We start from the raw sequence: 13,679 nt of genomic DNA, 5'->3' as shown, positions 1-13,679 counted from the left end.
AAATGTAAATCAGTAAAGATGGACAAGACTATGTATTTTTGAATTACTATTTGTAGTTAATCAATCCGGTTAGTCGCTTTATATTCTAAGTGCATAAATGCCCAAACGGATATGATACCCAGAGTAGAAATCAAAATTAGCATGTTCATAAAGCTAGACCAGCCTCCTGCACTATCTGCCAACCTGCCACCAATAAAAGCAAAGGCTGCGCTGGCCGCAAAGCCGAACGCATCAATTAAACATACTAATGTTGCACTATGGGGACCTCCGTATTCAATAGAAAATATTGACATGGGTAGGTAATAGGCAGGAGAAATTGAAAAAGCAAATAGAAAAATTGCCCCTAATGCCACTAGGTAGTTCGATTCAGTACTTAAATTAAATAAAGGTAAATACTGTAAAGTAAGTACACTCAATAAACTAAGGGTTAGTGCAAGGGTTAAAACTGTCCTTATGCCTCTTTTTGAAAAGCGGTCGTAAAATGCGATTGATGCTAAAAGCCCGAGCAAAGAGCCAACGGGAAATACCGTAGAGGCCATTGCGGCTTGCGAGGGCGTCAATTTATAGCTTTCCATAAGATAAAGTGCAACAAAATCCAAAAAGGCCATCATACAAGTAAGCACCATTAACATAATCACCACTAGCCAAACTCTGGGACTTTTCGCAAACGTTACTAGCCCTGCGATTGTGGTGGTGCCTAGAAGAGGATGATTATATTTGTTATTTAACGCCTGTTTCGATGCCTTGGTCTGTTCTAAATTATTTGAACTGCTTTCAGTTTCTTTGAAAAAGTCAGGATCTTCGGGTTTCTCTTTCAAGAAAAAATAACAGCCGATAAAAATGACAAGTGCAAAAGCCGCTGCGATAAACGCTACCGTTCGCCAGTGCAAGAAGCTTAACAACCAGCCAAAGCACAAGGTAGCCAGTACAACACTAAACCTAGAGCTGGTTGCGAGAATGCTCCAAACTCGCCCATAACTGAGAGGGTGATACCATTCCCCAACCAATTTTGTCATCCCCGGCCATCCTGAAGATTTTGTGCAATAAAGTAGAAATGAAAATCCAGTAAAAGCCATCACATTGGGTGAAAGTCCAAATGCAATGATAAACATTGCAGTAAGAAAAATTCCGATTAAAAAAGTAAACCGACCACCAATTTTATCAGCAAGAGGTCCCCAAATAAGCTTGCCCACTAGCGCACCTAAAGTACCATAAGCCGCAAAATCACCAATATTTGTTTTTGTTAAGTTTAACGTTTCATCGGCAAGCAAGGCGGGGCTTAAAATGGTAACCATTTGACGACAAATCATCATGGCCGCGTAACCGAGGTACATAGATATAAGAATATTTATTTGCTTCGGGGGACGGATAGACATAATTACTCTTTGAGCTGTTGTCAGTAGAGCTATTAAGTGATGACTCTAATAGCGATAATTTTATGCTTTAGTTGACACTAAGCTATTCAGTTACTTACGTCAACTTAGCAAGTAGAGTGTGAATAGCTTTTAAATATTTATGCTAAAATTAAAATTACTATTAATTAATAGCTAGAGAAAATTGAGTGAAAATTAAACTTTTATTATTAATAATTTACTTTATTTATCTAAGCGATGTTAAGGGGCAAGACTTAAAAGCTAGCTTATCTCTGTTACCGCCACATGCCGAAATAGGCAAAAGAGGGGAGCCTTCAGGAGGATTTGTTGAATTAGTTAAAGCCATTGATGATGTATATACCCAAGGAAATATTTCCATAGATTTATACCCCTTTGCTCGTTCATTGATGAATATAGAATCAGGTGTAGCTGATTTTCATTTACCGATGATCAAACGCTCTAATATTGAACTAGCCACGCCTTTTATTTATGCAAGTGAATGTATCAGCAAAGTTTCATTTGTGCTCTACACAAGAGCGAATAGCGCTCCATTAAAACATCAAGAAGTCAGTACATATGATATTGATACCCAACGCGGACACAAACAGTTGTTTTTATTTGATATTATGGAAAACAACACTATCGAACAAGGAATCCAAAAACTACTTAAGGGAAGAATAGACGGATATATTATGGAGCAAGACGCAGTTGATAACTATATTAGAGAAAACAAAATACAAAATATACGCAGAGCTTTATATGGTGAATGGGACTCTTGTATTGTTATCCCCCAAGGAAAAAGGCAACCAGAGATAGATAGGATAATTTCTAGTGCATTACGTGAACTAAAAAAAAGTGGTCGACTTCAGCAAATCACGGAGACTATTCATCAACCATTTGTTGATTGGCAACCATACTTAACAAGCGAATTTAGTGCACATTGATGGCTTATAAGAAGCATTAAATAAATCACATGGAACAGATAGACTAAAATTATTAAGTTTCACTAAAGGCGTGTTAGGGAGCGAATACTTCTTTAGCGGCTCTAAATGCCTCTTGAGCTGCAGGAGCACCACAATAAACTGCACTATGTAGAATAACCTCCCGTATTTCCTCAATTGTAGCACCATTATTTAATGCTCCACGTATATGACCTTTCAGCTCTTGTGGTGCTTTAAGTGCCGATAGCATAGCAATGGTTACTAAGCTTCGCGTTTTTAAATCTATCCCTTTGCGTTGCCATGTTGCGCCCCAACCATGGTCGTTAATGTACTGTTGCATTGGCTCGGTAAATTGGTCAACATTTGCTAATGCTTGATCTACAAAACTATCTCCCATTACTTGTCGTCTTAATTTTTCACCTGTTGATTGCATCAGTTACACTCCAATTTAATTAAATGTTCAAATAACTTTTATTAAAACGCTACTACTAGTTAGCATTAGGCTCTTAAATAAAAGCCAACAAAGAAACGTCTTTGTTGGCTTGATGAGTTAGTAAAGCATTAACGCCATACTAGAAATTTTCTAACATGGCTCTTATGTACTATTAATAGAAGTTATAGCTTAGTTGTAATGTAATAGTTCGCTGAGCATTGAGTGTTTCAGCAGTGATACCTTGATCACCCGTTGGTGCACCTAATACAGCCCCAATAGGTGCAGCTGGTGGACCACTAAATTCACTTGCTTGAGTATTCGTTATGTTATTAACGATAAGCATAAGTTTCCAAGTATCTTCAAGTGAAGATATACCGAAAGTGAAGTCTAACGTGGTTAAGCTGTCTGATGGGTAAGTTTCATTGATTTGGCTAACCATTTCACCACGGTAACGAACAAAACCACTTGAACTAAAGCTTATATCATAATCAGAAAAGTCTGTGTTATAAAAGTAGCCTATATTACCTGTCAATTTTGGTGCTTGTGCTAAGTCACTGCCGTCGTCTTTATGTACTGTGTCAGCATAGGTAACGGCGCCACTAAATCTTAAATCACTAGTAAATTGCAACATACTATCAAGCTCTATACCCTGTGATTCTACATCCACATTTTGAGTTAAGAAACCAGCACTAGCATCTGTTACTAAAAAGGAGGTTTCCTGAAAATCATTAATTTTAGTGTAAAACAAAGCAACGTTTAAATTCATGCTATCATCAAGAAGTACCATTTTACTTCCTAATTCATAGGTATGTGTTTCTTCCGACTTTACTCGTGCACCACCTTCTGATACATCTAATGAAGGGTCTGCACTAGTAACTTCTGCAGATTCAGCAAAACCACCAGTTTTGCTACCTAAGCCATAAGAAGTATAAACTACTGTATCTTTAGATAACTCGTATGATAGTGAAAGGTTACCGTTTAAAAAACTGTCTGAGAATTCTAAGTTAGATTCAAAAGGAGGGTTAATAACCGTATTCCATAAAGTAGCATAGGGCCCTTGAATACGATTAAAGACTACATCTTTACTTTCATCCGTATAACGTAAGCCTGCGGAAATAGTTAACTCGTCAGTTGCATAATAATCGGATTGTACAAAAGCAGAGACAGTTTCAGTTATTTGTTTAAAATCATTACCAAAAGAGCCGTTAAATATTTGGCCTGTTGGCCCAACAGGAGGGAAGTTTGGGGTATTAAAAAACTGCTCTTCTAATGAATCCCAATCACTCTTAAAGTAAAATACCCCAACCATATAATCAAAGTTATCTCCATCTTCAGAAGCTAAACGAAACTCTTGAGAAAATTGGTCGTAAGTCTCGCCACGTTTAAAATAGGTACTATAAAACTCTACTTCGCCTGTTTGTACGTAGGTCAACTCATCAAACGCATTACCAAAATCGAAATCATCATAAAATACCATGTCATATTCAGCATAAGAGGTTACTGAGGTAAACAGTAAGTCATCAAAATACTGCTCTATGGTTAAGTTGTATGAATCAACTGTAGTCTCGTGATAACTCTCGCCATTCGGACATTCAACACATATTGCTGTTTTTGTTTCATCAAGTTGAGCTTCACCAATAATGTCTAAAACATCCTCACTAAAGTAATTACCATTGTCTACATATTGGTATCCATTACCGATTCGTTCTGAATCTGAATGTTGATATGCTGCTGTAATAGTTAAATCATCAGTTGGAGTATAAACAGCTGTTGCTCTAAGACCAACATCGTTATCTTCAGGAACATCTCTTCCTGTTGCTAAATTTTCAACGTAGCCATTTTTATCTACATAATGCCCAGCAACGCGAATTTGTAAATTATCACTTAAGGGGATATTGATAGCACCATCAATAATTGTACCGCCATTTACAAATTCGGTACTGGCCATGATATTTGCTTCAAAATCTTCAGTAGGTTTTCTTGAAATAACACTGATAGCACCGAGACTGGTATTTTTACCTAGTAAAGTACTTTGTGTACCTTTAATAACCTCAACTCTTTCAACATCAAAGAAGGCAGCAGAATACATTCTACCTTTACCCACAAACATGCCGTCTTGAAATAGGGCTACCGATTGATCGAAAGATTGCGTTCTGGCAGGTGTTCCTAAGCCACGTAAAGTAAGTGCTAAGCCATCATCTGGAGCCCGTGAAAAAACCATACCTGGTACCAGTTCAGCCATGTCAAACAAGTTATCAACACCTTGATCTTTTAGTAAGTCACCCGATACAGCTGTAATCGTTGCTGGTACTTCTTGAAGGGTTTGCACTCTTTTTTGTGAGGTCACTTGAATAACTTCTAAAGTGGGCGATGATGTTTCTATATTTGTAACGGCAGTCGTTTCTTCTTCGGCTTGAACTTGGATACTCAAACCCGTTAATACTATAGCTAACGATTTAAGTATTGGATTCAGTTTAAATGTTTTCATGTTTTAGTTTCCCCATATCTTAAGCTTATTGTAGAACTTTAATTTTTGTTTGAATGATATTAATTTTTATAATTATATTGATACATTATTGCTGTATCGTTTTGCGGTGATGCTGTATCACATTATGGTTATACTACGTTTGTTTTTTAAGCCATGTCAATAATTAATCAAAATTAAAAAGAATTTTTTATGAAATAAAAACTTTAATGGAGTAATTAAAATTAAATAACTTTATTTAATTAATTGTTTAATAGAAGGTTATTTGTATCTTTGCTATGTGTATTTTATTTTCAATAAAATAAAATATTTTTAACTGTATCATTATGTGATACTTTAATTTCGCAATGTGGTGTGTTTTTCGGGTCGGGTTATAGGGGGAATTTAGTCTAGGAAAAAATGTCGAAATACATCTCTGTAGTAAAATAAAACACACCAAGCCTTGTGATTTTTTACTATAAATATAAAAACAAATAAATTCAGTTGTTTATTGAGTAAGTTAACCATATCTGAGGGGGAAGTATGAGCGGAATATTGATAATGGTATTAATATATAATGTCATTGTTATAGGCAGTATTGGATGGTACCTAAAGTGGAAAGAAGAAAAAAGCCATGTAGTGACAGATATGGCATTAGGGGGGCGAGATGCTAATATCGCAATGTTCTCAGTAACACTTGCGATAACTTATTTAGGTTCTGCACACGTATACGGGTTAATGGAAATGTCATTTGTAATGGGGGCTGTGGCATTATGGTTTTGTTTCGCTCATACCATTTTAATTTGTGTTATCTGTCTGGGTACTGGTCGTTGGATCAGGCGCATTGGTACAGCAACTATCCCTGAGTTAATTGGTAAGTTATATAATAAACGTTTACGAACCTATACCGCCTGTGTGGGAGCTATGGTGGTTTTCGGCCTAGTGACTTTAGAAACTCAAACTTTGGGGATAGGTATATCCGCTATGTCAGGGTGGTCTCTTGGTTGGTCTGCTGTAGTCGGAGCTGCGATAGGAACTGCTTATGTAAGTATGGGCGGTATTAAACAAACGATGTGGGTAAACTTAGTTAATGCCATCGTTATGTACACATCTATTATTATCGCGGGTATATATTTGGCTTTTGTCCTGCCAGAAGGCTGGGAAGGGGTTGCTCAGCACTATGTATCTACAGGCGAAGAATTTAAACTATCAATATTAGCTACACCAGATTTACTGGTAGGGTTTTCATTAGCGGCAATATTTTCAGTTGTTTTTTCTCAATCGGTCAACCAGCAAGGCATGCAAGCGGCAATGTCAGCAGCAAACGAGAAAGTAATAAAAAGATCACTCTGGATTGCAGCACCTATTAATGGTTTGTTTGGAGTGTTTCCTGTTTTAGTTGGATTAGCTGCTGCCACTATTCCTGAGTTTGCAGAACTAGGACCAAAACTAGCGGGAGCCACTATGATTGTAGAATTGTTTCCAACTTGGTTAGTTGTATTATTACAAGCAGGCTTTTTAGGAGCACTGTTATCAACTTTTGCTATGTCAGCCCTAGCGCCAGCGACTATTTTTGCTAAAGACATTATTGGTGCGAACGTAGAAGGTGGTTTAGAGCCTGAGCGGGAAAAAAATCTGATCCGTTATGTTATTTTTGCTATAGGTATTATTGCCGCAGGTTTAACTTTTTTCTTACATCCTAACGTTATCTTAGCTATTACTTGGTTATTTGCATGGCTCGTTCCTTTTTTCTTCATTATTGTTGCGGGTCTTTTTTGGAAACGAAATTCACGTGTGGCGCATTTTGTTGTAATGATTTCTTGGCTAGTAAATTTATTGTGGTCATTCACTAGTATTAAACAAATAATCGGTTTAGCGTATCTAGAGAATGCTCATATTGTTGCGATCGTTGCATTGACCTCCACCATCATAGGTAATTTTTTAGCTAAGCAATCTAAGCCAGGGCTATTTTCTAAAACTCATGAAAGTAATCTTGTTCAAACAATATAAATTTAAGCATTAGGAGTATATATATGAATATTGCGACAGAGCTATTTTTAATCGCCTTAGGAACTATTATAACTATTGTTCTTATCTCGACTGTTATTTCAAAAATTATTGAAAAATTGGGAGAATAATTATGACAATGGACTCATCAACAGAGCTATGGATGTTAGGTGTTATTATTTTTGGTGTTGTTTTTTACGCTATCGCTATGCGTTATGCCAATCATTCAGATGATGATTAAATTTACACGGTAAAGTGATTGTTACTTTAATCAACGACAAGGAAATAAGGATGTCTTTAGTTTTATATTACTCACCTGGGGCGTGCTCAGGTGTAACGATAAATGCAATAGAAGAATTGGATCTTAAGTGCGAATATAGAAAGGTAGATCTCGCTTCAGGCGAACAAAAAAAAGCTGAATACTTACAAATAAACCCGCATGGTAAGGTTCCTGCTTTGGTTATTGACGGCAAACTATTGACCGAAAATCCCGCGATACTAATTTATTTAAATTCATTAGTTCCGGGTTCGAAGCTCCTTCCTTCAACAGGGAATACATATCAAAAGTCATTTTATTATTCTGATTTGATGTGGTTTTCGAGTTCATTTCATCCATCAGTTCGTCATGTCTGCATGCCTTCATTTTATACCGTAAGTAGTGATGTTGATGACGTAGTACAAAAAGGGGAGGCCGCACTCAAAGTATACTTTGAGATTGCGGAAAATCGTCTAATGGAGTCAACTTACTGGTATGGCGAGCAATGGTCTATTGTTGATGTCTATATGCACTGGTGCTGTACGAGAGCTTTGCGAGGAGGTTATTCGCTAGATAAATTTCCAGCGATTTTAGCCCATCAAAAAATAGTTGAATCAAGGCCTAGCTTCCATAGAAGAAATGCTATTGAAAATAGTTAACATAACTTTATAGTTGAAAGTATGAGAAATTGCGCCTAATCAGCAACTCGCCCTAACGCTGATTCTATAATCGCTTTAAATTCAAGAAGCTTCGCACTAAGCAACTTTTTATTGCGATTAAAGCGAACGGAAGGAACTGGAATCGAAATCGCTATATTTCTTCCATAAGGATCTTTAATAGCAATACCAACAGCACAAACACCTTCGCAATGCTCTTCCTTATCAAAAGCAATGCCTTTTTTTCTTATTACTGATATTTCTTCCAATAACTGGTTTTTGTCAGTAATTGATACTTCAGTTAGTGCTTTTATTGGGTTTTCTTCAATAAAACGAATAAGCTCTTCATCTGTCATTGTTGCCAGTATAGCTTTTCCATTGGCGCAACTGTACACCGGAAATGCATCGCCTACTGATGAAACAGCGCGCAATTTTTGCGTATTAGAAACCACCTGATCAATGAATATCATCATATCTCCATCTTGAACAGATAGATCGATTGTTTCTTCAATCTCGAGTGATAAATTTTTCATGTGTGGTAGTAATACGCGGTCAATGTCTGCTTTTGCCGCCGAGCCTAATGAAACTAATCCTGGTCCTAAACGCACTCTAGATGATTGAGTCGCTGAAATAAGAAATCGCTCAGAAGCCAAGGCATAAACTATTCTTTGTACTGTTGATCTAGGTAAATCAACAATATTTGCTATAGCACTTAAGCTAAGTCCATCAGACTTTCCTTCAAGGGATCTTAGAATCTTAACGGCTCTTGATATAACCTGTATTCCTTGGCGGGAACCAGTTTCAGTACTCATCTGTATATCCTTTTTGTCATAACCTTACTTATTTACTTCGCATCAAGTGTATCACGATGCAATACAAACTAGCACGGCTAAATTACATATAACTTATTAAAAGTCATTATTATTTATTCACTGTAACCAAACTTCCCATAAAAACACATAACAAATATTTTTTATGGTTGACATGTATCGTATTATGGTACAGGATGTACCATAAATCACTATATGGGTTTAATGTACCATATAGTGGTTCATCTTTAGGGTGGCAGTCAAGTTTTAATAAGATAAGTATATCTGTTTAAAGTATTTGGCTTTTTGATACTAGCGAGGACACATGACAAAAATAGCAATTATAGGTGCAGGTTTTATGGGAGCAGGAATAGCTCAGGTATTTGCCTGCAAGGGTCTAAATACCAAAGTTTATGATCCTATTTCTTCATCTCTTGACACTTTGCATAAGCGTATTAGTCAGAATCTTGATTTAATGAAAACTTCTCATGACTGCCTAAAAAATATCATTGCCTGTAAAACACTAAATGATGCAGTACATGATGCAGATTTTGTTTTTGAAGCCGCACCAGAAAAATTAGCGATTAAAAGATCAATTTTTAAAGATCTTCTTCCTTTAGTTCAAGATGATGCAATTTTAGCAAGTAATACCTCTGTTATCCCGATTAGTGATATAGGTGAAGATTTAGAGCACGGTGGTAGGCTTGTAGGAACGCATTGGTGGAATCCTCCATTCTTAATTCCTCTCGTTGAAGTTGTTCAATCAAATCGATCATCACCAAATGCTATTGAAAAAACTATTTCATTGTTACATGAAGTCGGTAAACAACCTATTCACGTAAAAAAAGATGTAACAGGCTTTGTTGCAAATCGGATGCAACACGCATTATGGCGAGAAGCTATTGCGCTGGTGAATGATGGTGTTTGTGATGCAGAAACAGTTGATATAGCAGTTAAAAATAGTTTTGGTATGCGTTTACCTGTACTCGGTCCCATCGAGAATGCAGATCTAGTTGGGCTCGACTTAACTCAAGATATTCATAATGTTGTGCTTGCCGACCTAAATAAAGATACAGGTCCAGCTAAGATTTTGTTAGACAAAATTACTAGTGGTGAACTTGGTATCAAAACAAATAAAGGATTAAGAAGTTGGAGTCAGGAACAGGCTGAAGAAGTACAACAGAATCTAATACAGTACCTTATAAAAGTTACTGAAAATCCATTTCCACATTCAGACAATTAAAGCGAGGCTAATAATGTCACTTGACGATAAAGTAATGCTAACTGTCGCCTGCACGGGTGCATGGCCGACAAAAGATATAACCCCATATATTCCTCTTACGCCTGTTGATGAAGCAGATGAAATAGTACGTTGTTGGGAAGCCGGTGCATCTATCGCCCATATTCATGTGCGTGATAACCAAGGCAATGCCTCAATGGACTTAGAAAAGTTTCGTGAAACGGTTGAGCTAGTTCGAAGCCGTTGCGATATTGTTATAAACCTAACAACATCAGGTGGAGATTTAAGCGATCCAAATGCATTGCCAGCTGATGAACTTCGTATGATGCCTTTAAAAGAGTTACGTCCTGAAATTTCATCTTTTGATGCCGGCACTATGAATTGGGCGCACAGCACCATTTTTGAAAATAGTCCTAAATTTTTAGAAAAGCTCGCGATAGCAACAGCCGAATGTGATGTTAAACCTGAAATTGAGATTTTTGATGCAGGTATGATCTACAACGCACTTTATTATTTGAAAAAAGGGCTATTAAACGAGCGACCTCACTTTCAATTTGTTCTAGGAGCACCAGGGGGCATGACTGCAGAAGTTAAAAACTTAATGTTTTTATTAGATATTTGCCAACAACACTTAGGCGATAATTTCACTTGGGGAGCTCTAGGCATCGGCAGAGGGCATTTACCAATTATGTACGCATCATTGGCATTAGGCGGTCATCTTCGAGTAGGAATGGAAGATAACATCTACTATCGAAAAGGCCAGTTAGCTAAATCTAATGTTGAATTTGTCGAACGAACTCAACGTATGGTGGCTGAAATTGACAAAAAGATTGCTACGCCAGATGAAGCACGTCAAATACTCAATTTAAAAAACTGTCCAATTAAGAATTAAATAACATCATTTAACCTAATAATGAATAAGTAGGAGAAATATCATGGGAAAAAAAGTACTCGTTGATTTAACACACCCTTTCGGTTCAAACATGCCAGTATGGCCATATTTTAAGAAACCAAAAATTGAAACTATGCATGGCCTTTCAAAGGCAGGTGTATTAACTCAAAAAGTCGATTTTGTTATGCATTGTGGTACACATGCTGATTCACCTCGCCATGTTTTGGAATATGAGTTTGATGGAAAACGTGCTCGCTATACACACGAGATGGAATTAGATGAATATTACGGCGATGCTGTTTGTTTGGATGTAAAAATTCATCAATGGGGTCTTATTTCTGCTGTTGATCTTGATGATGCAGTTGAACGCTCAGCAGTTACTCATGAAGACCTTGAAGGGATGATTGTTATTATTCGTACAGGTATGCATTTAAAATGGGATGATTCTAAAGATTACTACCACTATTGTGCAGGTACTGGTGTTGAAGCAGGCCACTGGTTTGTAAAACATAAAGTAAAAACTGTTGGTTTAGATCAACAAGCACTTGATCACCCACTACATACTTCAATGGGTCTAAATGGAACTAACATGAACCTTGTTGGACGTTCATCTAAACCAATTACTGAGGAGTACATAGAAGAGTTTGGTGAAGAAGCGTACGCTTGGTTTCACAAAGAAACGTTCATCAAACTTCATGGACAAGAAGCTTATGACGAAATGTATGGGTTAATTGAAGAAAAAGCCGGTTGTGTTGGCACATGGGAGCCTTGTCATAAATTAATGCTTGGTAATGGTATCACTGGCTGGGAAAACGTAGGCGGCGATCTTGAAAAAGTCGTTGGAAAACGTTTCAAAGTAATGGGCTTCCCAATTCGCTGGGTAGAAGGTGATGGTTCAATGGTACGTCTAGTTGCAGAGATTGATGAAGACGATCTGAACGACGTTCCAACACGCGTATACAAATACGGTGATCACTAAGCAACCCAAACTAGCTTAGGTTATTCAGTTTAAGGAATATTTGATCGTTCTATTAATTATAGAACGGTCAAACAAACCAAACTTTATTTAACTTCTAGTTTAATGGCGTTAAACACCAAACCTAAAAGTAAGTGAAGACAATGTTAACTTCATCTAGCCATTATAGTTAAATTTCAAATATCTAATTATCCATTAAAATTCTACGTTCGGATAAATACAATGAAAACAATTCAATTAAATGATGTAAAACCTTATAACCCACCATCGCATTTCGGTATGGTTGCGCTAAAACTTCAAGGTCTTGAAGAAAGTGGTCTTAAAAAGTTCTGGCAGGGCTTATCGTATTTTCTACCAAATGGCGGTTGTGAAGTGCAATACGAAGCTGGCACCTTTGGCGCTGAATTTGAAAAAACGTACTTTGTCATTGAAGGTGAAATTACAGTACTTGATACTCAAGGAAATGAATTTGTTTTAATGGCTGGTGATTCAATTGCAATGTTACCTAATGAAGGTAGATCGGCACTAAATAAAACAAATAAAACAGCAACTGTACTGGTTACTGTCTCTACTTCTTAGTCGTTTTCTCAGTTTAATTTAACGATAACAGAAAGTAATCCATAGTGTAAATATTAAGAGGATGTAGTCATGTCTATGACCGAAACGTGGAGCAACGATCTTGCTCAAAATATATTTAATTTAAAAAACAAAGTGGCAGTGATTACTGGCGGTAATGGTACTTTGGGTGCTGCCTACGCACAAGCTTTTGCCTTACATGGCGCAAAAGTCGTTGTTACTGCTAGAAATATGAAAACACTTGAAGAGACTGTTGCATCAGTTCAAGCCGTAGGTGGTGAATGTATCGCTATTGCTTCTGACGTTACGGATAGTCAAAAAATTCAGACATTAGTTGAGAGTATTGATAAAAAATTCGGACGAATAGATATTTTAGTCAATAACGCAGGCATGGCATTTCGTGCCCCCGCAGAAGAGATGCCTGCCGATAAATTTAATCAAGTCATGAGTGTTAATGTTACTGGCACACTTATTCCTTGTCAGGTATTTGCTAAATACTTCATGAAGCAAGGCCATGGTAAAATTATAAACACATCTTCCGTCAGAGGGTTTTCTGGCCACCCTGATGGCTACACTGCATACGCGGCGTCAAAAGCTGCCGTTGATAGTTTAACTAAACAATTGTCAACAGAGTGGTCAATTAAAGGCGTAAAAGAAAATTTTATTATCAATATTAATGCTATCGCACCAACTTTAATCAAATCTCCTTTAACAAAAGAGATTTGTGAAGATCCAGCTCGAATTGCACCTTTTTTAGCTAGACTTCCAATGGGAAGAGTTGCTGAAACACATGATATGGTGGGGTTAGTATTGTTTCTATCTTCTCCCGCATCTGATTTCATCAACGGTCAAATTATTTATGTTGATGGCGGGTGTACCGCAGGCTAACAAGAACGTTTGATTGTTCGATATAAATACACTTTGTAACTTATTTTGATGACTACTAAGTGTTCTATTAACATTATCCATGGATGGATAATGTTATTTCTTAAGTTTACTTAATCACTTCTTTTTTTTCTATGTATTTATCTTATAACTCTTGTTATTTTATTGATA

At 36.9% G+C, this 13,679-nt stretch carries 12 protein-coding genes; 8 read left to right on the top strand and 4 right to left on the bottom strand.

What is annotated here, in order from left to right; all coding sequences use genetic code 11:
* Positions 1 to 56: 56 nt before the first annotated feature.
* Positions 57 to 1,376 (bottom strand): MFS transporter, encoded by a 1,320-nt coding sequence (locus AC27IF_RS14005; RefSeq protein WP_487054960.1) that lies wholly within the window; start codon positions 1,374 to 1,376, stop codon positions 57 to 59.
* Between the two features lie 185 nt (positions 1,377 to 1,561).
* Here AC27IF_RS14005 and AC27IF_RS14000 point away from each other — a divergent pair, with 185 nt between their 5' ends.
* The gene (locus AC27IF_RS14000; RefSeq protein ID WP_487054959.1) at positions 1,562 to 2,317 is read left to right on the top strand and encodes a substrate-binding periplasmic protein; all 756 of its coding nucleotides are present in this window, start codon (positions 1,562 to 1,564) and stop codon (positions 2,315 to 2,317) included.
* Between the two features lie 73 nt (positions 2,318 to 2,390).
* Here AC27IF_RS14000 and AC27IF_RS13995 read toward each other — a convergent pair whose 3' ends face one another.
* Positions 2,391 to 2,747: a carboxymuconolactone decarboxylase family protein gene (locus tag AC27IF_RS13995; protein WP_487054958.1), complete on the bottom strand. Its 357-nt coding sequence runs from the start codon at positions 2,745 to 2,747 to the stop codon at positions 2,391 to 2,393.
* Between the two features lie 172 nt (positions 2,748 to 2,919).
* Positions 2,920 to 5,235, bottom strand: coding sequence for a TonB-dependent receptor (locus AC27IF_RS13990; protein WP_487054957.1), 2,316 nt, complete (start codon positions 5,233 to 5,235; stop codon positions 2,920 to 2,922).
* A gap of 519 nt (positions 5,236 to 5,754) precedes the next feature.
* On the opposite strand from AC27IF_RS13990, the gene AC27IF_RS13985 reads away from it, so the two are divergent.
* Both AC27IF_RS13985 and AC27IF_RS13980 read left to right on the top strand, forming a co-directional pair.
* A complete protein-coding gene (locus AC27IF_RS13985; protein WP_487054956.1) occupies positions 5,755 to 7,221 on the top strand; it encodes a sodium:solute symporter family protein in 1,467 nt (488 codons plus the stop codon).
* Positions 7,222 to 7,509: 288 nt separating this feature from the next.
* Positions 7,510 to 8,133 carry a glutathione S-transferase family protein gene (locus tag AC27IF_RS13980; protein ID WP_487054955.1) on the top strand — a complete coding sequence of 208 codons (624 nt, stop codon included), beginning with the start codon at positions 7,510 to 7,512 and terminating at the stop codon, positions 8,131 to 8,133.
* A 35-nt stretch (positions 8,134 to 8,168) separates the two neighbouring features.
* On the opposite strand, the gene AC27IF_RS13975 is transcribed toward AC27IF_RS13980, so the two are convergent.
* On the bottom strand, positions 8,169 to 8,942 hold the full coding sequence (locus tag AC27IF_RS13975; protein WP_487054954.1) for an IclR family transcriptional regulator: 774 nt from the start codon (positions 8,940 to 8,942) through the stop codon (positions 8,169 to 8,171).
* A 322-nt stretch (positions 8,943 to 9,264) separates the two neighbouring features.
* Between AC27IF_RS13975 and AC27IF_RS13970 the strand changes: the two genes are divergently transcribed.
* From AC27IF_RS13970 to AC27IF_RS13950, 5 genes are all read left to right on the top strand, one after another.
* Positions 9,265 to 10,182, top strand: a complete 918-nt coding sequence (locus AC27IF_RS13970; RefSeq protein WP_487054953.1) for a 3-hydroxyacyl-CoA dehydrogenase family protein — start codon at positions 9,265 to 9,267, stop codon at positions 10,180 to 10,182.
* Positions 10,183 to 10,195: 13 nt separating this feature from the next.
* A complete protein-coding gene (locus AC27IF_RS13965; RefSeq protein ID WP_487054952.1) occupies positions 10,196 to 11,071 on the top strand; it encodes a beta-keto acid cleavage family enzyme in 876 nt (291 codons plus the stop codon).
* Positions 11,072 to 11,114: 43 nt separating this feature from the next.
* On the top strand, positions 11,115 to 12,050 hold the full coding sequence (locus AC27IF_RS13960) for a cyclase family protein (protein WP_487054951.1): 936 nt from the start codon (positions 11,115 to 11,117) through the stop codon (positions 12,048 to 12,050).
* 219 nt (positions 12,051 to 12,269) lie between these two features.
* Positions 12,270 to 12,626: a cupin domain-containing protein gene (locus AC27IF_RS13955; protein ID WP_487054950.1), complete on the top strand. Its 357-nt coding sequence runs from the start codon at positions 12,270 to 12,272 to the stop codon at positions 12,624 to 12,626.
* Between the two features lie 69 nt (positions 12,627 to 12,695).
* Positions 12,696 to 13,511 carry an SDR family NAD(P)-dependent oxidoreductase gene (locus AC27IF_RS13950; RefSeq protein ID WP_487054949.1) on the top strand — a complete coding sequence of 272 codons (816 nt, stop codon included), beginning with the start codon at positions 12,696 to 12,698 and terminating at the stop codon, positions 13,509 to 13,511.
* Positions 13,512 to 13,679: the final 168 nt, after the last annotated feature.

This window comes from Colwellia sp. KS18-150, assembly GCF_057551365.1.
This window is presented reverse-complemented; position numbering and strand designations above follow the sequence as displayed.